Genomic DNA, 18,813 nt, shown 5'->3' with positions numbered 1-18,813 from the left:
CGTTTCCTTGACCCCCTCGCGGGGCAGGGTTAATCGGCCGTTATGAGCACGCGGGCCTTCATTACCGGTGTATCCGGAACGGAACTAACCGCCGTCGAGCGGGAGTTTATCCGTGCCGAACGCCCATGGGGCATCATCCTCTTCAAGCGCAATGTCGAGGCGCCGGCTCAAGTTGCTGCGCTGGTTGAGGAATTGCGGGCGGCTGCTGGCGCAGCTGACGCGCCTGTCCTGATCGACCAGGAGGGTGGCCGGGTGCAGCGGCTGGGCCCGCCGCACTGGCCGGTCTATCCGCCGGGCGCGATTTTCTCGACCTTGTACGACGCTGATTCGGCACTTGGATTGACGGCTGCGCGCCTCAGCGCCCGGCTGATTGCGTCTGATCTTGCCGATCTCGGCATTACCGTGGATTGCCTGCCGCTGGCTGACGTGCCGGTGCCGGGTGCCGATGCCGTCATTGGGAACAGGGCTTACGGCACTGAGCCCGGCAAGGTCGCCGCGATCGCGCGCGCGGTCACTGAGGGCCTGGAGCAGGGCGGCGTGCTGCCGGTTCTGAAGCACATTCCCGGACATGGACGCGCCACCGCCGACACCCATTTCAAACTGCCGACGGTCGATGCTCCGAGGGACGAACTCGACCGGACCGACTTTGCGGCATTCAAGCCGCTGGCCGACCTGCCGATGGCCATGACTGCACATGTTGTGTTTAGCGCGGTCGACCCCGCCCATCCGGCGACGACTTCTGCGACAATGATCACTCAGGTGATTCGCGGCGTGATCGGGTTCCAGGGTTTGTTAATGAGTGATGACGTGTCGATGAACGCGCTGTCGGGGAATATCGCCGAACGGACCCGCGCCATCTTCGCGGCCGGCTGCGACATGGCCCTGCATTGCAACGGCAACATCGAGGAGATGCGCGAGGTCGCCGGCCAGACACCTGAGCTGTCCGGCACGGCGCTGGCGCGCGCGAAGGCCGCACTTGCGTCGCGCAGGGTACCGCAGCCGTTCGACCGGGCGGCCGCACGCGCCGAACTGGACGCATTGATCGCACGGGCAAACACGGCATCCGCATGACCGCAGAAATCCTATCGTTTGAAACCGGGCGGCCTGCAGAGCTCGCCGAGGGTGAGCCGGCGTTGGTTGTGGACGTCGAGGGCTATGAGGGCCCGCTCGACCTGTTGCTCGCGCTGGCGCGGCAGCAGAAGGTCGATCTCGCCAAGATCTCGATCCTGGCGCTGGCCGACCAGTACCTCCACTTCATCGAAGCCGCGCGAAAGATCCGGCTGGAGCTTGCTGCCGATTATCTCGTGATGGCGGCCTGGCTTGCCTTCCTGAAGTCGCGCCTGCTGCTGCCGGAGCCGCCCAGTGCGGAAGGCCCGAGCGCAGAAGAGATGGCGACCGCGCTCGCCAACCGCCTGCGCCGGCTGGAAGCCATTCGCGAAGCCGCCAACCGGCTGATGAACAGGCAGCAATTGCTGCGCGACATCTTTCCGCGCGGCGAGCCTGAGCAGATCGCGGAGATCAAGCACCCGAAATACACCGCGACGCTGTACGACCTGCTCACCGCCTATGCCGCGCAGCGCCAGTCGCGCGTGCTTGCGAGCGTGCATCTGGCCAAGCGCACGGTGTGGTCGCTCGCTGAGGCGCGCGCCACGCTGGAGCGGCTTGTCGGCAGCATCAGCGAACAGGACGACTGGGGCGTTCTCGACGACTTTCTGCTCCGGCACGTTGCCGATCCGACGCAGCGCGCGACGGTGCTCGCCTCGAGCTTTGCGGCTGCGCTCGAACTGGTGCGTGAGGGTCAGCTCGAGTTGAACCAGAAAGAGGCGTTCGCGCCCATCTATTTCCGGAAGGGGCGCCCGAAACCGGTCGTGGACGCAGCTCCTGCGCCTGATGCGCCGGTCGGTTAAGTGCAAGAAGGAGAAGCTACCATGGCAAGCCTGGCTGAAGTGCGGGTAGAAGAGGCCGAGCCGATGGAGAACGAGTCCCAGGCGCGTCCCGAAGAGCTGCGGCTGCTGGAAGCGCTGCTGTTTGCTTCGAATGAACCGCTGGACACCGCGACGCTGGCCAAGCGCATGCCTGATGGGGTCGACGTCAAGGCTGCGCTCGAACAGCTCCAGGCCGACTATGCCTTGCGCGGCGTCAATCTCGTGCGCGTCGCCAACAAATGGACCTTCCGCACCGCCGGCGATCTCGCCTGGCTGATGACGCGGGAGAGCACCGAGACCCGCCGCCTGTCGCGCGCTGCGATCGAGGTGCTGGCGATCATCGCCTATCACCAGCCGGTGACGCGCGCCGAGATCGAAGAGATCCGCGGCGTCGTCACCTCGAAGGGTACGCTCGACGTGCTCCTGGAGACCGGCTGGATCAAGCCGCGCGGTCGTCGCAAGACGCCCGGCCGCCCCCTGACGTTCGGAACCACCGAGGACTTCCTGTCGCAGTTCACCCTGGAACAGCTTGGCGATCTGCCGGGCCTGGAAGAGCTGAAGGGCACGGGCCTGCTGGATTCGCGCCTGCCGACCGGATTCAGCGTGCCGACCCCCTCGGATGATCCGCAGCTGCGCGAGGACGAGGATCCGTTGGAACCGGGCGAGGACCTGGATCTGGCGCTGGCGCCTGCGGTCGAGCCCGAGACGCCGGAAGGCGGCAATGAGGGCGGCGAGGGTGGCAGCGAGGACTGACGTCCCGGTCGTTTAGAGGCTCCCTGCGACCAGTTAACACTGGCAAGATTACGTAGCGCCAACAGCGAATTGGCGCTGCCTTGGTCCTTGTTTTTGAGGCCTGCCGAGCCTAGGTTTCGGGGAAGATCGGCCGGGTCCCCGGCCAAGTGTGTTTGGAGGGTTGCAGGATGGGTTCGCTTAGCATTTGGCACTGGATCCTGGTGATCGCAGTCGTCCTGCTGCTGTTCGGCCGCGGCAAGATTTCGGATCTGATGGGCGACGTGGCCCAGGGCATCAAGGCCTTCAAGAAGGGCATGCAGGACGACGACAAGGTCGCCGACAAGCCCGAGCCGGCCAAGTCGATCGAGCACGCCGCCGCGCCGCCGACCGCGGCCCGGTCCGACGTCGGCAGCAAGGCCGTCTGAGTAAGCGTACGCGAGACGCGGGTGACGGCGCCGATCCTAAGCGCGAAGGATTGGGCCGGTCGCGGCTGGCGTGAACGGAAGACCTCATGTTCGACATCGGGTGGAGTGAACTGGTCCTGATCGGGGTCGTGGCCCTGGTTGCCATCGGCCCGAAAGAGCTGCCGGGCGTGCTGCGCATGGTCGGGCAGTGGATGGGCAAGGCCCGCAAGATGGCTGCCGAATTCCAGGGCCAGTTCCAGGAAGCGATGCGCGAGGCCGAAATGGCCGACCTCAAGAAGAGCTTTGACGAGGTCAAGGAAGCCGCTTCCGGCTTTGCCGGCAACAATCTGATGACCTCGCTCCAGAAGGACGTGAGCGACGCGCTTCGCGTCGATGCGCTGGACAAGCCGGCCGAGACCTCCACGACCACCGCCGTCGAAGCGACTTCAAGTGAAGCGCTGGCGATTTCAAGCGAAACGCCGGCGACACCAACCACGCCGGAAGCGCCGACGCCCGAGACTTTCGTGGAAGCCGAGGCGCATGCGGCTGCGAACGGGCCGCTCGCGATCACCCGCGAGGTCGAGCAGGCCCAGGTCATTCAAGACACTGCGCCACCCGAGGCGATCAAGGACGTCAAAGCGTCATGAGCGACGCCGATATCGAGGCCAGCAAAGCCCCTCTGATGGACCACCTGATCGAGCTGCGGTCGCGGCTGATCAAGGCGCTGCTTGGCTTTGGCGTGGCCTTCATCTTCTGCTTCTTCTTCGCCAAGCAGATCTACAACGTGCTGGTCTGGCCGTTCGTGTGGGTCGCGGGTCCCGAGAATTCGAAGTTCATCTACACGGCGCTGCTGGAATATTTCATCACCCAGCTCAAGCTCGCGTTGTTCGGCGCCGGCTTCATCTCGTTCCCGATCATCGCGACGCAGATCTACAAGTTCGTCGCGCCCGGGCTCTACAAGCACGAGAAGCAGGCCTTCCTGCCGTATCTGGTCGCGACCCCGTTCTTCTTCGTGCTGGGCGCGGCGCTGGTCTATTTCGTGGTGCTGCCGATGCTGGTCCGCTTCTCGCTCGGCATGCAGCAGGCCGGCAGCGACGAGACCGCGCAGATCCAGCTGCTGCCCAAGGTCGGCGAATATCTGTCGCTGATGATGTCGCTGATCTTCGCCTTCGGCATCGCCTTCCAGCTTCCGGTGATCCTGACGCTGCTCGGGCGTATTGGGATCGTGACCTCGAAGATGCTGCGCGAGAAGCGCCGCTATTTCATCGTCATCGCCTTCGTCATCGCGGCCGTTCTGACGCCGCCCGACGTGCTGAGCCAGTGCTCGCTGGCGATCCCCCTGCTCCTGCTCTACGAGGGCTCGATCATCGCGGTCGGGATGGTGGAGAAGAAGGCGGCGGCGTCGAAGGCCGCCACCGGGACCGACGTGTCGACGCCGGCTAATCCGGCGGAGTAGGGCGCCACGTCCACCGGTGTCATTCCCCGCGAAGGCGGGGAATCCAGTACGCCGCAGCCTCTCGGGGAATCACGGGCGCCTCTGGAATACTGGATCGCCCGCTTTCGCGGGCGATGACAGCTGTGCTAGGGGGAACGCGCTGACGTACAACGTTCGCCGTTGTAGGTTTATGCGCTGATCCAGGACCACCGCCATGCACGACATCAAATCGATCCGCGACAATCCGCAAGCCTTCGACGCCGGCCTCGCCAGGCGTGGCCTGAAGCCGTTGTCGGCGTCGCTACTCGCGATCGACGAGAAGCGGCGGGCGGCGATCCTGGCCTCGGAGCAGGCGCAGGCGCGGCGCAATGCGGCCTCCAAGGAGATCGGCGACGCCAAGAAGGCGAAGGATGACGCGCGTGCCGCCAAGCTCATGGCGGAGGTCGCCGAGCTCAAGACAACGATGCCGCAGCTCGAGGCCGTTGCGAAAGCCGCCGACGAGGAGCTTGCCACGGCGCTGTCGGCGATCCCCAATTTGCCGCTCGGCGAAGTGCCCGACGGCGTCGACGAGCACGGCAACGTGCAACGCCATGTCTTCGGCAACCGGCGCAACTACGCGTTTGCGCCCAAGCCCCATGATGATCTCGGCGGCGCGCTCGGTGACATGGATTTCGAGACGGCGGCCAAGCTCTCCGGCGCGCGCTTCGTCGTGCTGAAGAAGGGGCTGGCGCGGCTCGAACGCGCGCTCGGCCAGTTCATGCTGAATCTGCACATCGACGAGCACGGTTATACGGAGATCAATCCGCCGCTGCTGGTCCGCAACGAGATCATGTTCGGCACGGGACAATTGCCGAAATTCGAGGACGACCAGTTCTGGGCGATCAAGGGCGAATTGCTCGCCGCACCCGAACTGGAGCGGCTGCGGACCGAGCGTCTCGGCATCATTCCGACAGCGGAGGTGGCGCTCACCAACCTCGTTCGCGAATCCATCCTCGATGAGAAGCAGCTGCCGATGCGCTTGACTGCGCTGACGCCGTGTTTTCGCGCGGAGGCGGGCGCCGCAGGACGTGATACCCGAGGCATGATCCGCCAGCACCAGTTCACCAAGGTCGAGCTGGTGTCGATCACGACGCCGGAGACCAGCAAGGACGAGCATGAGCGGATGCTGGCATGTGCCGAGGAAGTGCTGCGCCGGCTCGATCTGCACTACCGTGTGATGACGCTTTGCACCGGAGACATGGGCTTTTCGTCGCAAAAAACCTATGACATCGAGGTCTGGATGCCCGGGCAGGGCGAGGGCGGCGCGTTCCGCGAGATCTCGAGCTGCTCGGTCTGCGGTGACTTCCAGGCCCGTCGCATGGACGCCCGCTCGCGCGGTCCGGACGGCAAGCCACGATTCGTGCACACGCTGAACGGCTCCGGCACCGCGCTCGGCCGCGCGCTGATCGCCGTGATGGAGACTTATCAACAGGAGGACGGCTCGATCGCCGTCCCCAGCGTGCTCCAGCCCTATATGGGCGGACTGAAGGTGGTCGCGCGCGAGTAGGGCGTTTTCGAGCGAAGTGGATACCGGTTCGCGTCGAGAAAGCGCGTCAAACAAGATAAAAATCTGAAGTCCCGTTCCGATTCTATCGGAACGGGAGTCCGGGGCGTGTTGCCCGGCTGTCACGCAGAAACGTTTGGTTGCGAAGATCGGGCGGCTGGTTATTCTGCCCGCCACCCGACAACACGAACTCACTGTTCATGGCCTTGCACCGCGACATCTTCTGGGTCGGCAGACAATGGGCGGTGACAGGTGCCGGTATCCAGGCCGTCGATCAGCGTCTGCGTGGTGTGTTCGACATCGCGATCGCGCGGCTCTGGGATGACGATCTCGTGTGCAGCCGGCGGGCCAAGCCCGGCGTGAATGCTGCGGATTTCGACAAGGCGCTGACCGTGGCGCGCGAACGCTTTCCGCAGACGCCGGAGCCGGACCCGGACCCGATCCTCGCGCAATTGGAGGCGCTCGGGGTGATCGAGGCTCCGGTCGTGAGCCTGGTGGTGCCGGCGATGAAGCTGCGTGCGGAAGGCAGGCTCGCACGCTTCCTGCCGCAATGGCGCATCCGCAGGTAGCAGGACCAGGCTGGGAACCCGCCGCCGGACCCAGTCGGCCGGTTTGCCTGATCGGCGCCGGCCGGATAAGACGGCTCAGATCCGCTTCAGGAACGATTTTTAATATGCGCATTCTCTGCACCAATGACGACGGCATTCACGCCCCCGGCCTCAAGGTCGTGGAGGAGATCGCGCGCGCATTGTCCGACGACGTCTGGGTCGTTGCGCCCGAGCTCGACCAGTCCGGCGTGTCGCATTCGCTCTCGCTGAACGATCCGCTGCGCCTGCGCGAGGTCGGACCAAAGCACTTCGCCGTGCGCGGCACGCCGACCGACTGCGTCATCATGGGCGCGCGCCATATCCTCGGCACCAAGCCACCGGACCTCGTACTGTCCGGCGTCAACAAGGGCCGCAACGTCGCCGAGGACGTGGTCTATTCCGGCACCATCGCCGGCGCGCTGGAGGGCACCATCCTGGGGCTGCCGTCTTTCGCCCTGTCGCAGGAGTTCAGCGTCGAGACGCGCGAGCGCCCGCTTTGGGACACCGCGCTCAAATTCGGACCCGACATCCTGCGCAAGGTGATCGCCGCCGGCATCCCGAAGGACACCGTCATCAACGTCAATTTCCCGGCCTGTACGCCGGAAGAGGTGCTCGGCATTCGCGTCACGCGCCAGGGCAAACGCAATCTCGGCTTCCTCAGGATCGACGAGCGCAGGGACGGCCGCAACAATCCCTATTTCTGGATCGGCTTCGAGCGCGCCGCGATGATGGATACGCCTGCCGAAGGCACCGATCTGGCGGCGCTGCGCGAGCGCTATGTCTCCGTCACGCCGCTCCGGCTCGACCGCACCAATGAGGCGTTTTCCGAAGCGTTGAGCGCGACGCTGAAGTAATCGCTAGCCGCCGCGAAGGGCGGCTTCGATGGTCTTGCCGAGCGCGTCGAGCTGGAACGGCTTCTGCAAGGCCGGCCGGTCACGGTACTGCTCGGGCAGGCCGGAGGAGCCGTAGCCGGTGGCGAAGATGAACGGGCAGCCCTTCGCCCTGATAACATCGGCGACCGGAGAGATGACCTTGCCGTTGACGTTGACGTCGAGGATGGCGATGTCGAACTCGGTCGCCTGGGCGAGCCGCAGGGCCTCGGTGATATCGCCGGCCTCGGCAGCCACCTTGTAGCCGAGCTCTTCGAGCATATCCGCGACCATCATCCTGATCATCACCTCGTCCTCGACGAGGAATACAGAGCGGCCCGAAGGTCCGGTCGCGGTCATAGTCGTTGAGTCCTTGCCCATTTGCGGAAAACGTTCGCAGATAACGCGAATCGACGCAATGCGCGTTTCAGCGAGCGGACACCCGAAAATGGTCTTTGCAGCCAACCCGTTGCAAGCCGATTTATGGTCCAATACCGCGCCCGAACGGCTATCATGGGTTCCTGGGTAGGAACAGGATTCCTGCCCCGGGTCTTAACGAGACACGTGGCCCCGGACCCGACGAGACGATAAGCAGCGATGACCTCCGATCAGCACCCGCCGGAAAAGATGATGTTTCAGCTCTCGCTGAGGCGCCGGGGCATCAGCGATCAGGCGGTGCTGCGAACCATGGAGGAGGTGCCGCGCGATCTGTTCGTCGAGGAGACCGATCGCGACGCCGCCTATCGTGACAGCGCGCTGCCGATCGCCTGCGGGCAGACCATCAGCCAGCCCTTCGTCGTCGCCTACATGACCGAGCAGCTGCAGCTCCAGAAGAAGCACCGCGTGCTCGAGATCGGCGCCGGCTCGGGCTATCAGGCCGCCGTGCTGTCGCGTCTCGCAGGCCAGGTGCTGACCGTCGAGCGCTACCGCAAGCTCGCGGAGGCGGCACGCGCCCGGCTCGAAAAGCTAAACTGTCACAATGTCGAGGTGATGCTCGGCGACGGCCTCAACCTGCCGGCCAATATCGGCCCGTTCGACCGCATCATCGTGACCGCCGCGATGGAGCAGCTTCCGGAGAACCTGGTCGAGCGGCTGGAGGTCGGCGGCATCCTGATCGCGCCCATCGGCCCGCACCATGGTGTGCAGACGCTGGTCCGTCTCAGCCGGACCGAAGCCGGGATCGAGCGCAAGGAACTCGTCGAGGTCCGCTTCGTGCCGGCGCTGCCCGGGGTGGCGCGGGAGCTGTAGATTTCCGGATCGGCTGTGCCGCCAACATCTTATTGGGAGGGTTAAGCCGTTATTTACTCGCGACGTGTTTACTTAAAAGACCAGTTCTGTTGCGTACGAGTGAGTAACCATGTCTGTAGTCGCCGAGTTGCTTTACTCGCGCCGCGTGCCGCAGGTTGCGGTCTTGGCGCTGATCTCGTTCAGCTTCGCAGGGTGCAGCGCCGACATGCAGTCGCGGCTGTCCCAGTCGAATTTCTCCAATCCTTTCGCGTCTGAGCAGACCGGCTCGGTGCAGCAGGCACCGCCGCCGCAGCGTGAGCTGCCGCAATATTCGCGGCCGCAGACGCAGCCCGGTTATTATCAGTCGCAGCCCTTGCCGCCGCCGGCGGTCTCCGCGCCGCAATCCTATCCGGTTGCGGCGGGTGGCGGGGTGTCCGGAGGCGGTCGCGGCGTCAGCTCCTACGCGCCCCCGGCACAGCCGCATCTGGAGACCACGGCCACCGTGCCGCCGCGCTCGGTCGCGGCCGCCCAGCCGCCCGGCGGGACCAAGATCATCGTCGGCACCAGCGACACGCTCGACGTGCTCGCCAAGCGCTATCGCGTCACGCCGCAGGCGATCCTCGCCGCCAACGGCTACAAGGGCCCGCGCGCGCTCTCGCCCGGCCAGCAATTGATCATCCCGCATCCGGCCACAGCGGCTGCGCCCGCACCGGCGATGGCTCCTGTCGCGGCGGCTCCCGCGATGGCACCAGCTGCGAAGCCGGTTGCAGCTGTCGCCGCGCCGCCGAGCACGCACTTCGTCAACCACGGCGACACGCTCGCCAGCATTGCCCGCAAAAACCATATCTCGCCTGTCGAACTCGCCCGCGCCAACGGTCTTGCTCCGTCGGCCAAGCTCAAGCTCGGCACCAGGCTGACCGTGCCGGGTGCCAAGACCGCCGCCGTCGCGGCGCCGGTTGCTGCGGCTCCTGTCGCGGGCACGCTGCAGCCCGTTGCAGTTGCTCCCGCGCCCGCCACCAAGATGGCCGCTGTCGCCGCACCCGTGCAAAGCGCGCGTCTGGCCCAGGCCACGGCCAATGTCGAGGAGAAGGCCGCCGAGGCTCCGGCGAAAGCTGCGGAGACCACGAGCGCGCTGCCGACCTTCCGCTGGCCGGTGCGCGGCAAGGTGGTCACGAGTTACGGCGCCAAGACCAATGGCAAGTCCAATGACGGCATCAATCTCGCGGTACCCGAGGGTACGCCGGTCAAGGCGGCAGAAGACGGCGTCGTCGCCTATTCAGGCAACGAGCTCAAAGGTTACGGCAATCTGGTCCTGGTTCGGCACTCCAACGGCTACGTCACCGCATATGCCCATGCGAGTGAGCTGATGGTGAAGCGCGGCGATACCATCAAGCGCGGTCAGGTCATTGCCAAGTCGGGTCAATCCGGGGAGGTGGCGTCGCCGCAGCTCCACTTCGAGATCCGTAAGGGATCGAGCCCGGTTGACCCGCTTCAATTCCTGAACGGGGCGTGAGGCGCGGGCCCGCAGAGTAGGGCACGCAATCACCACGAGTATGCTGTCATCGCCCGCCTTGTGCGCATTGCGCACTGGTGCGGGCGATCCAGTATTCCAGAGGCGGCGGTTGCCAAGCCGAGAAGCTGCCTCGAATCGTGGCGTACTGAGGCCTTTGTGTCCGGACAATCAATTTTCGAAAAACAACCCCATGCAAAGTAGCCGATGGCTGCCGGTGAAATGTCCTAATGTCCTGAAGCTGCTTCGGTTTCGATGGCGCAGCGGACATGGCAGGCCGGACCCGGCAACATCGCGAATAACCCGACCGGGACACCCTTTGATTTAGATCAACCTGGAAGCCTCGCGTTCCGTGTCCGTAGCAGCGCAGGCCAATGACGCACGGGTCCGGAGTTCGGCATGAAGCTGGCTGATACGAAATCGCCGCCTGATTCCGGACAATCGTACCAGCATCCAACAGGTGAGGGGATGCTGTTCGTGCCGGGTGGCACGTTTCGCATGGGTTCGGATCGGCACTATCCGGAAGAAGCGCCGGTCCACCGTGTCACCGTGGATGCGTTCTGGATGGATTGCCATCCAGTGACCAACCGGCAATTCAAGGCGTTCGCGAAGGCTACCGGCCACGTCACCGTTGCCGAGATCGCGCCCGATCCAAAGGACTATCCGGGAATACTCCCGCACATGGTCTATGCGGGCTCGCTGATGTTCTCTCCGCCCGCGCATCCGGTCAGTCTCCGGGACTTCAGCCAGTGGTGGACCTTCGCCAAAGGCGCGAACTGGCGGCATCCCTACGGGCCGGGCAGCGACATCCGTGGGCTGGACGATCATCCCGTCGTGCATGTGGCCTTCAGCGATGCGCTCGCCTACGCAAAATGGGCCGGCAAGGATTTGCCAACCGAAGCGGAATGGGAGTTCGCGGCGCGCGGCGGACTGGACGGCGCCGAGTTCGCATGGGGAGATGAATTTGCGCCCGAGGGCCGTCACATGGCCAACACCTGGCAGGGCGAATTTCCACGCCAGAACACCAGGGACGACGGATACGAACGGACATCGCCGGTCAACGCATTTCCGCCGAACGGTTACGGGCTGCACGATCTGATCGGCAACGTCTGGGAATGGACGTCCGACTGGTACTCGCCTCGGCATGAGGCCGACGCTGCAAAAGCCTGCTGCATTCCAGAGAACCCGCGCGGCGGCCGCGAGGCCGACAGCTACGACCCCAGAACGACCAACGTCAAGATTCCACGCAAGGTCATCAAAGGCGGCTCGCATTTGTGCGCGCCGAACTACTGCAGACGCTACCGGCCGGCTGCGCGGCATGCGGAGCCGATCGACACATCCACGAGTCACCTTGGATTTCGGTGCATCAGGCGAGGTGTCTCTAACGCATCATAATGGGAGAGCGAGGCCATGTTGAATTGCATATTCAATGACAAGCCACCCTTTGCCGCAATTCCACCGTTCAAGACGTCCCGTTGCCACAAGAGGTCCTGCGCCTCGCTGCTTGGCGCGACGATATTGATGTCGCTGTCCGGGGCAGCCAGCACGCCGGCGACCGCACAGCCGGCACCGAAACCCAATATCCTCTTCATCATGGGCGACGACATCGGCTGGATGCAGCCGAGCATCTACCACCGCGGCCTGATGGTCGGCGAAACGCCCAACATCGATCGCATCGGCAACGAAGGCGCGATCTTCATGCACTATTACGCCGAGCAGAGCTGCACGGCCGGTCGCAATGCCTTCTTCACCGGCATGAATCCGCTGCGCACCGGCATGATCCCCCCGCAACTGCCCGGCAGCCCGTCCTATCTGCGGCCCGGCACCCCGGCGCTCGCCAAATTCCTGCTCGATCTCGGCTACAACACCGGCGAGTTCGGCAAGAACCATCTCGGCGATCACACCGACGCGCTGCCGACCGCGCACGGCTTCCAGGAATTCTGGGGCTACCTGTATCACCTCGATGCGATGCAGGGCGTGAGCTTCCCGGACATCAACAAGTCCCCCACCCAGCAGACGGTTGCCCCGCCCTGCAAGAATACGCCGATCCCCGGCATCCCGGAAGTACCGGGCGCGGTCGATCCGCAAACGACGGTTTGCCTGACGCCTCCGCGCAACGTGCTGGCGTGCAAGTCGGATGGTACATCCAGGACTCAGCAGTGCATCGACCAGGGCCCGCTGACGCTCGAGCGATCGAAGGGGGTCGACGAGGAAATCTCGGCCAAGGTCATCGACTTCATCGATCGCAACGACCCGAAGACGACGGGCAAGCCTTTCTTCGTCTGGTACAACCCGGCGCGCATGCACGTCACAACCGTGCTGAACGACAAGTACATGGCCATGGTCGGCGAGCCCGGCGGCAAGGACTGGGGCGTCAACGAAGCCGGCATGAAGCAGATGGATGACAACATTGGCTACGTGCTGAAGAAGCTCCAGGACATGGGCCAGCTCGACAACACGATCGTCGTGTTCACCACCGACAATGGTGCCGAGACGTTCACCTACCCGGACGGCGGCACGACCCCGTTCAAGGGCTCGAAGATGAACACCTGGGAAGGCGGCATGCGCGCTCCCTGTGTCATCCGCTGGCCGGGCGTCATCAAGCCCGGGACCGTCAAGAACGACATCTTCGCGTCGCTCGACTGGCTGCCCACGCTTGTCAACATTGCCGGCGGAGCCAAGGGCGATGCGCTGAACAAGCGGATCATGGCCGGCGCCTATCCGGGCATCGTCAAGACCAAGCTCGATGGCGTCGATCAGACCGAGTACCTTTCCGGACGTTCGGAAAAGTCGGCGCGCGACACCTTCTTCTACTATTCAAGCAGCCACCCGTCGGCTGTGCGCTACAAGAATTGGAAGATGTATTTCGCGATCGCGCCCGAAACCGCGACGGGCTTCCTCTCCCCGGGAGTCCAGACCCAGTTCGCAGCCGGCATGGTAAACCTCAAGCGCGATCCATTCGAGACGTCGTGGGGCGATGAGAAAAAGGCGAGCTTCTGGTTCAGCGGCGCGCTCGCCGGGCCGGTCACAGCTTACATATACGACTGGAACCTGCTGCCCATCGGGCAGGTGCTTTGGCTGAAGGAGCTGGAATCCTACAGGGAGTTTCCCCCCCTTCAGGATCCCGCGAGCTACAACCTGGATCAGGTCATGGAACAGCTCAAGAAGGGTCAGGGGCACCCGAGCCAGTAGCTCGGATGCTTGCGGGTGATGCGGGCGCCCGACATAGGGCGCCCGCCAACGGAATAGCGAGCAAAGTGATCAAGGAGGCCGCGCCCGACCGGTCGGCACCTCCACAAGCCACGTCCGCTTCCGATGCATCAAGCGAACAGAGCCAATTGCATAACAACAGGAGGAGCACGTCATGAGTAGCAAGCTTCCGCCAGAAGAATCGCACGACGTTGCGCCGCAATCGGGCGGCGGAATGAAACGCCGCGATCTGCTGCTGAGCGGCAGTTCGCTTGTGGCCGCTTCGGCGCTCTCGGCCGTCGGGCTGACAACGCCGGCACACGCGCAGCAGCCCGCTCCAGCCCCCGCAGCGGCCGGCCAGCGGCCGAATATCGTCTTCATCATGGGTGACGACATCGGCTGGTTCAATATAGGTGCCTATCAGGGTATCATGGCGAGCCGGACACCAAACCTCGACAAGCTCGCCGCAGAAGGCATGCGCTTCACCGACTATTACGCCGAGGCGAGTTGCACGGCGGGCCGCGCCAATTTCATCACAGGCGAACTGCCAATCCGCACCGGGCTAACCACGGTCGGCCAGGCCGGCTCCCCGATCGGAATGCCGGCGCAGGCGCCGACGATCGCGACCGCATTGAAATCCATGGGGTACACCACGGGGCAGTTCGGCAAGAACCACCTCGGCGACCTCAACGAATTCCTGCCGACCATGCACGGCTTCGACGAGTTCTTCGGCTATCTGTACCACCTCGACGCGATGGAAGACCCGGCCCACCGCAACTACCCGCAAGCGCTCTTGGCCACCGTCGGTCCGCGCAATATGGTTCATTCCTGGGCGACCGACGTCGACGATCCGACGGTGCAGACGCGCTGGGGCAAGATCGGCAAGCAAAAGATCGAGGACTCCGGACCGCTTTATCCAAAGCGGATGGAGACGGTGGATGACGAAATCCTGAAGATCACGTTCGACTTCATCGACAAGGCCAAGCGGGACAACAAGCCGTTCTTCGTCTGGCTCAACCCGACGCGCATGCACGTCGTCACCCACCTCTCCGAGAAGTACGAGAACATGCGCAACTCCGACAACGGCTGGTCGGTTTCGGAGGGCGGATTCGCCCAACTGGACGATATCGTCGGCGCCGTCATGAAGAAGCTCAAGGACGAGGGCTTCGACGACAACACGATCGTCGCGTTCACGACCGACAACGGCGCGGAGAACTTTACATGGCCGGATGGTGGACAGACGCCATTTGCGGGCGGCAAGGGAACGGCCCTGGAAGGTGGCTTCCGCGTGCCCTGCATGATCCGCTGGCCGGGCAAGGTGCCGGCGGGAAAGGTCGAGAACGGCATTATCTCCGGACTCGACTGGTTCCCGACCTTCGTCGCCGCAGCGGGCAATCCGAATATTGCCGACGAGTTGAGGAAAGGAAAGCAACTCGCCGGCAAGACCTACAAGGTCTACCTCGACGGGTTCAACCAGATGGACCTGATTACCGGAAAGGGCCCGTCTGCCCGCCACTCGGTCTTCTATTTCACCGAGGGCACACTGAGCGCGGTACGCATCGACGACTTCAAATATCGCTTCACCGATCAGCCGAGCGGCTGGTTAGGCGGCACGGTCAAGGTTGATTGGCCGATCCTCACCAACATTCGGCTTGATCCGTTCGAACGCACGAACTTGCCCAACGGCGCGCAGGGGTCGTTGGCATTCTATAACTGGTTTGTTTTCGAGTTCTGGCGGTTCCAGTTCGTGCAGCAGGAGGTCGGCAAGCTCGCCCAGACGGCGATCGAGTTTCCGCCGATGCAGAAGGGCGCGAGCTTCAACCTCGAAGCCGTCAAGGAACAGATCGAGAAGGCCATGCAGTCGCACGCTGGCAAGTAGAATGTGCGGTGGGCGGGCGCTCCGCGTTGGGGCGCCCGCCCACGGAATAGCGAGCAAGTGATCAAAGAGGCCGCGTCGGGCCGGTCGCCACCTCCACAAGCCACGCCGGCTTCCGATGCGTCAAGCGAACAGAGCCAATTGCGTAACAACGGGAGGAGTACGTCATGAGCAATAAGCTTCCGCCTGGAGATTCCCACGACGCTACTCCGCAATCGGGCAACGGAATGAAACGCCGCGATCTTTTGCTGAGCGGGAGTTCTCTTGTCGCCGCTTCGGCACTCACCGCGGTCGGGCTAACAAGTTCTGCGCATGCGCAGCAACCAACACCGTCACCAGCGCCAGCCGGGCAGCGGCCGAACATCGTATTCATCATGGGTGACGACATCGGCATGTGGAATATCGGCGCATATCACCGCGGCCTGATGGCCGGCCGGACGCCCAATCTCGACAAGCTCGCCGCCGAAGGCATGCTGTTCACGGATTACTACGCGGAGGCGAGTTGCACGGCAGGTCGCGCCAACTTCATTACCGGCGAGCTGCCGATCCGCACTGGTATGACCACGGTCGGTCAGGCCGGCGCTGCCATAGGCATACCGGCGCAGGCCGTGACCATCGCCACGGCGTTGAAAGGAATGGGTTACGCCACCGGCCAGTTTGGCAAGAATCACCTTGGCGACAAGAATGAATTCTTGCCGACAGTGCACGGCTTCGACGAGTTCTTCGGTTACCTCTATCACCTCGACGCAATGGAAGACCCCGCGCACCCAAACTACCCGCAGGATCTGCTGAACGTCGTCGGTCCACGCAACATGCTTCATACTTATGCGACCAACGTGGATGACCCCACGGTGGACCCGCGTTGGGGCAAGGTTGGCAAGCAGAAGATCGAGGATGCTGGAACGCTCTATCCCAAGCGAATGGAGACCGTGGACGACGAAATCCGCGACCTGGCGATCAAGTTCATCGAGAAGGCCAAGGCCGACAACAAGCCGTTCTTTCTATGGCTCAACCCGACCCGGATGCACATCGTCACGCATCTTTCACCAAAGTACGAGGCAACGCGCAACTCCAAGAACGGCTGGTCGATACATGAAGCCGGCATGGCGCAGCTCGATGACGACGTCGGCATGGTGATGCAGAAGCTCAAGGATATGGGCGTGGACGACAACACCATCGTGGTCTTCACCACCGACAACGGCACCGAGGTCTTCACCTGGCCTGATGGCGGGCAGACGCCTTTCGCGCAGAGCAAAGGCACCGTCATGGAAGGTGGCTTCCGCGTGCCCTGCATGATCCGTTGGCCGGGCAAGGTGCCGGCCGGCAAGGTCGAGAACGGCATCATTTCCGGTCTGGACTGGTTTCCGACCTTGCTGGCGGCCGCCGGCAACCCGAACATTGCAGAGGAGCTGCAGAAGGGCAAACAGATCGGTGACACGACCTATAAGTGCTATCTGGACGGCTATAACCAGATGGACATGATTACCGGCAAGGGGCCGTCGAACCGGCACGAAATCTTTTACTTCGGAGAGAGCGAACTCGGTGCCGTGCGCATCGACGACTTCAAGTATCGCTTTATCGACCAGCCAAAAGGCTGGCTCGGCGAAAAAACCAAGGTTGACGTGCCCTATTTGACCAATCTTCGCCTCGATCCATTCGAGCGCACCGGCTGGCCCGATAACGGGAGTAAAGAAGGCGCGCAGCAATACTTCGACTGGTTCAAATACGAATTCTGGCGCTTTGTATTTGTTCAGCAGCAGGTGGAAAAGCTGGCGATGACGGCGATCGAGTTTCCGCCGATGCAAAAGGGCGCGAGTTTCAACCTCGATGCCGTGAAGGCGAAAATCGAGGCGGCCCGGGCGGCGGTGGGCAAGTAGCGCCTGGCATCGACTGGTTTCATGGCGGGCGCACCGAACTCCTGTGCGCCCGCTTGGCAACGGAAAGGAGTCGACCTTGAAACCGATCATCCGTTTTCCTGCTATCGATCGCCGCATCCTGCTCTCGTCACTGGCCGTCCTTCCCTTGCTCTCCGCCTCACTCCGCTCCACCTCCGCGCTGGCACAGGCACGCGATCCACTCCCGTCCTGGAACGAGGGGGCGACCAAGGCTTCGATCCTCGATTTCGTCGCGCGGGTCACGACGCAAGGCGGGCCTTTCTTCGTGCCGGTCGAGCAGCGCATCGCGACCTTCGACAATGACGGCACACTATGGGTCGAGCAGCCGATGTATGTGCAACTGGCCTTCGCCCTCGACCGCGTGAAGGCCATGGCGCCAATGCATCCGGAATGGAAGACCAAGCAGCCGTTCGCGGCGGTGCTGGACGGCGACCTGAAGGCGCTTGCGGCTTCAGGCGAAAAAGGATTGGTCGAGATCATCGCGGTAACTCATGCCGGCATGACGACGGCAGAGTTCGAAAAAATCGTGACCGACTGGCTCGCGACCGCGCGCGACCGTCGCTTCAAGCGCCCTTATACTGAGCTCGTCTATCAGCCGATGCTGGAACTGCTTGCCTACCTCAGGGCCAACGGCTTCAAGACCTTCATCGTGTCGGGTGGCGGCATCGAGTTCATGCGGCCCTGGACCGAGCGGATCTACGGGGTGCCGTCGGAACAGGTGGTCGGATCGTCGATCAAAACCCGATTTGAGATCAAGGACGGTGCGCCAACGCTATTCCGGCTGCCCGACATCAATTTCATCGACGACAAGGCGGGCAAGCCGATCGGCATCAACGAGCACATTGGCCGGCGTCCGATCGCCGCCTTCGGCAACTCCGACGGCGATCTCGAAATGCTGCAATGGACGACGCTCGGCGCCAGTGGCGCGCGGTTCGGCCTGATCGTCCACCATACCGATGCGGAACGCGAATATGCCTATGACCGCGACTCGCATTTCGGGAAACTCGACGTCGCGCTCGACGCCGCGGCCGTCAACAAGTGGGCGGTTGTCGACATGAAGAAGGACTGGAAGCGCATCTTTGCCTTCGACTGACATCCTCTAAGGACCCATAAGTGCCATCTGGACGGCAATAGCCAGCGGACATGGTTACCGGCAAGAGGCACCCAACGCATTCCGGACTTGCACACCGACCATCTTTGTCGCCGGCGGCACCGCGTTCGAGGCGCGGACGTCCGCTGTTAACGCAAGGAGGACATCAGCCGGCGTTCCCGAGATCTGCTGGGCGAAGGTCGGACCAATTGTGAGAGCCAGAACGGAGGTCGACCATACCAATGCGCGCATGGTGGGAGTGATGTTCACGGTCAGACTCCCTCGAATTGACTATTCGAAGCTAAACCTGCGAACAGCATGCGCCACACGCTTCAGGATGGCCGCATCGTCATCGACCACAATCACGAAGCGCCATCATGTCCGTGTAGCCCCGGTACGGGCGTGCGCCAAGAGTCTTGGCCGACCGTTGATCCAGATCAATGGAATAGTCCACCGTGAGCACGACGAAGGGTCGTTGTTATAAAGGCGGGCTTTGCCGACGGGCGCTGAGAATGTCCGGTGATCGGGACC

At 63.3% G+C, this 18,813-nt stretch carries 17 protein-coding genes; 16 read left to right on the top strand and 1 reads right to left on the bottom strand.

Annotated features, from left to right (window positions below):
• Positions 1-42: 42 nt before the first annotated feature.
• The 9 genes from nagZ (at position 43) to surE (ending at position 7,480) form a co-directional block, all read left to right on the top strand.
• Entirely contained in the window at positions 43-1,071 is a 1,029-nt protein-coding gene (nagZ, locus tag J4G43_RS28650; RefSeq protein ID WP_208087024.1) for a beta-N-acetylhexosaminidase, read from the top strand.
• A complete protein-coding gene (locus tag J4G43_RS28645) occupies positions 1,068-1,907 on the top strand; it encodes a segregation and condensation protein A (protein ID WP_063983110.1) in 840 nt (279 codons plus the stop codon). Before nagZ ends, J4G43_RS28645 begins: the two co-directional genes overlap by 4 nt.
• A gap of 21 nt (positions 1,908-1,928) precedes the next feature.
• Positions 1,929-2,678 (top strand): SMC-Scp complex subunit ScpB, encoded by a 750-nt coding sequence (scpB, locus tag J4G43_RS28640; RefSeq protein ID WP_063983111.1) that lies wholly within the window; start codon positions 1,929-1,931, stop codon positions 2,676-2,678.
• A 167-nt stretch (positions 2,679-2,845) separates the two neighbouring features.
• A complete protein-coding gene (locus tag J4G43_RS28635) occupies positions 2,846-3,082 on the top strand; it encodes a twin-arginine translocase TatA/TatE family subunit (RefSeq protein WP_028156107.1) in 237 nt (78 codons plus the stop codon).
• Between the two features lie 86 nt (positions 3,083-3,168).
• Positions 3,169-3,708 carry a Sec-independent protein translocase protein TatB gene (tatB, locus tag J4G43_RS28630; protein ID WP_208087023.1) on the top strand — a complete coding sequence of 180 codons (540 nt, stop codon included), beginning with the start codon at positions 3,169-3,171 and terminating at the stop codon, positions 3,706-3,708.
• Positions 3,705-4,517, top strand: coding sequence for a twin-arginine translocase subunit TatC (tatC, locus tag J4G43_RS28625; RefSeq protein ID WP_166096776.1), 813 nt, complete (start codon positions 3,705-3,707; stop codon positions 4,515-4,517). Before tatB ends, tatC begins: the two co-directional genes overlap by 4 nt.
• Before the next feature lie 193 nt (positions 4,518-4,710).
• Positions 4,711-6,042, top strand: a complete 1,332-nt coding sequence (gene serS / locus J4G43_RS28620) for a serine--tRNA ligase (RefSeq protein WP_208087022.1) — start codon at positions 4,711-4,713, stop codon at positions 6,040-6,042.
• A gap of 197 nt (positions 6,043-6,239) precedes the next feature.
• On the top strand, positions 6,240-6,608 hold the full coding sequence (locus J4G43_RS28615) for a hypothetical protein (RefSeq protein WP_208087021.1): 369 nt from the start codon (positions 6,240-6,242) through the stop codon (positions 6,606-6,608).
• 104 nt (positions 6,609-6,712) lie between these two features.
• Positions 6,713-7,480, top strand: coding sequence for a 5'/3'-nucleotidase SurE (gene surE / locus J4G43_RS28610; protein WP_063983116.1), 768 nt, complete (start codon positions 6,713-6,715; stop codon positions 7,478-7,480).
• A gap of 3 nt (positions 7,481-7,483) precedes the next feature.
• On the opposite strand, the gene J4G43_RS28605 is transcribed toward surE, so the two are convergent.
• Complete coding sequence (locus tag J4G43_RS28605; RefSeq protein WP_028152469.1) at positions 7,484-7,855, bottom strand: response regulator; 372 nt, start codon at positions 7,853-7,855, stop codon at positions 7,484-7,486.
• Positions 7,856-8,092: 237 nt separating this feature from the next.
• Between J4G43_RS28605 and J4G43_RS28600 the strand changes: the two genes are divergently transcribed.
• The 7 genes from J4G43_RS28600 (at position 8,093) to J4G43_RS28570 (ending at position 18,285) form a co-directional block, all read left to right on the top strand.
• Positions 8,093-8,743 carry a protein-L-isoaspartate(D-aspartate) O-methyltransferase gene (locus J4G43_RS28600; RefSeq protein ID WP_208087020.1) on the top strand — a complete coding sequence of 217 codons (651 nt, stop codon included), beginning with the start codon at positions 8,093-8,095 and terminating at the stop codon, positions 8,741-8,743.
• 109 nt (positions 8,744-8,852) lie between these two features.
• The gene (locus J4G43_RS28595) at positions 8,853-10,235 is read left to right on the top strand and encodes a LysM peptidoglycan-binding domain-containing M23 family metallopeptidase (protein ID WP_208087019.1); all 1,383 of its coding nucleotides are present in this window, start codon (positions 8,853-8,855) and stop codon (positions 10,233-10,235) included.
• 396 nt (positions 10,236-10,631) lie between these two features.
• Complete coding sequence (locus J4G43_RS28590) at positions 10,632-11,627, top strand: formylglycine-generating enzyme family protein (protein WP_208087018.1); 996 nt, start codon at positions 10,632-10,634, stop codon at positions 11,625-11,627.
• Between the two features lie 126 nt (positions 11,628-11,753).
• Positions 11,754-13,424 (top strand): arylsulfatase, encoded by a 1,671-nt coding sequence (locus J4G43_RS28585; RefSeq protein WP_208089441.1) that lies wholly within the window; start codon positions 11,754-11,756, stop codon positions 13,422-13,424.
• Positions 13,425-13,656: 232 nt separating this feature from the next.
• On the top strand, positions 13,657-15,300 hold the full coding sequence (locus J4G43_RS28580) for an arylsulfatase (protein ID WP_225005763.1): 1,644 nt from the start codon (positions 13,657-13,659) through the stop codon (positions 15,298-15,300).
• A 224-nt stretch (positions 15,301-15,524) separates the two neighbouring features.
• Positions 15,525-17,174 carry an arylsulfatase gene (locus J4G43_RS28575; RefSeq protein ID WP_208089440.1) on the top strand — a complete coding sequence of 550 codons (1,650 nt, stop codon included), beginning with the start codon at positions 15,525-15,527 and terminating at the stop codon, positions 17,172-17,174.
• Between the two features lie 130 nt (positions 17,175-17,304).
• On the top strand, positions 17,305-18,285 hold the full coding sequence (locus J4G43_RS28570) for an HAD family hydrolase (protein WP_408581446.1): 981 nt from the start codon (positions 17,305-17,307) through the stop codon (positions 18,283-18,285).
• Positions 18,286-18,813 lie beyond the last annotated feature (528 nt).

It is taken from the genome of Bradyrhizobium barranii subsp. barranii (assembly GCF_017565645.3).
GTDB lineage: Bacteria > Pseudomonadota > Alphaproteobacteria > Rhizobiales > Xanthobacteraceae > Bradyrhizobium > Bradyrhizobium barranii.
This window is presented reverse-complemented; position numbering and strand designations above follow the sequence as displayed.

Excerpts from the sequence above, each read along its gene's own strand:
- J4G43_RS28595 (WP_208087019.1), top strand. The coding sequence starts at position 8,853 with ATGTCTGTAGTCGCCGAGTTGCTTTACTCGCGCCGCGTGCCGCAGGTT.
- nagZ (WP_208087024.1), top strand. The coding sequence starts at position 43 with ATGAGCACGCGGGCCTTCATTACCGGTGTATCCGGAACGGAACTAACC.
- J4G43_RS28600 (WP_208087020.1), top strand. The coding sequence starts at position 8,093 with ATGACCTCCGATCAGCACCCGCCGGAAAAGATGATGTTTCAGCTCTCG.
- tatB (WP_208087023.1), top strand. The coding sequence starts at position 3,169 with ATGTTCGACATCGGGTGGAGTGAACTGGTCCTGATCGGGGTCGTGGCC.
- scpB (WP_063983111.1), top strand. The coding sequence starts at position 1,929 with ATGGCAAGCCTGGCTGAAGTGCGGGTAGAAGAGGCCGAGCCGATGGAG.
- serS (WP_208087022.1), top strand. The coding sequence starts at position 4,711 with ATGCACGACATCAAATCGATCCGCGACAATCCGCAAGCCTTCGACGCC.
- J4G43_RS28590 (WP_208087018.1), top strand. The coding sequence starts at position 10,632 with ATGAAGCTGGCTGATACGAAATCGCCGCCTGATTCCGGACAATCGTAC.
- surE (WP_063983116.1), top strand. The coding sequence starts at position 6,713 with ATGCGCATTCTCTGCACCAATGACGACGGCATTCACGCCCCCGGCCTC.
- J4G43_RS28605 (WP_028152469.1), bottom strand. The coding sequence starts at position 7,855 with ATGACCGCGACCGGACCTTCGGGCCGCTCTGTATTCCTCGTCGAGGAC.
- J4G43_RS28585 (WP_208089441.1), top strand. The coding sequence starts at position 11,754 with ATGTCGCTGTCCGGGGCAGCCAGCACGCCGGCGACCGCACAGCCGGCA.
- tatC (WP_166096776.1), top strand. The coding sequence starts at position 3,705 with ATGAGCGACGCCGATATCGAGGCCAGCAAAGCCCCTCTGATGGACCAC.
- J4G43_RS28635 (WP_028156107.1), top strand. The coding sequence starts at position 2,846 with ATGGGTTCGCTTAGCATTTGGCACTGGATCCTGGTGATCGCAGTCGTC.
- J4G43_RS28615 (WP_208087021.1), top strand. The coding sequence starts at position 6,240 with ATGGCCTTGCACCGCGACATCTTCTGGGTCGGCAGACAATGGGCGGTG.
- J4G43_RS28580 (WP_225005763.1), top strand. The coding sequence starts at position 13,657 with ATGAAACGCCGCGATCTGCTGCTGAGCGGCAGTTCGCTTGTGGCCGCT.
- J4G43_RS28645 (WP_063983110.1), top strand. The coding sequence starts at position 1,068 with ATGACCGCAGAAATCCTATCGTTTGAAACCGGGCGGCCTGCAGAGCTC.
- J4G43_RS28575 (WP_208089440.1), top strand. The coding sequence starts at position 15,525 with ATGAAACGCCGCGATCTTTTGCTGAGCGGGAGTTCTCTTGTCGCCGCT.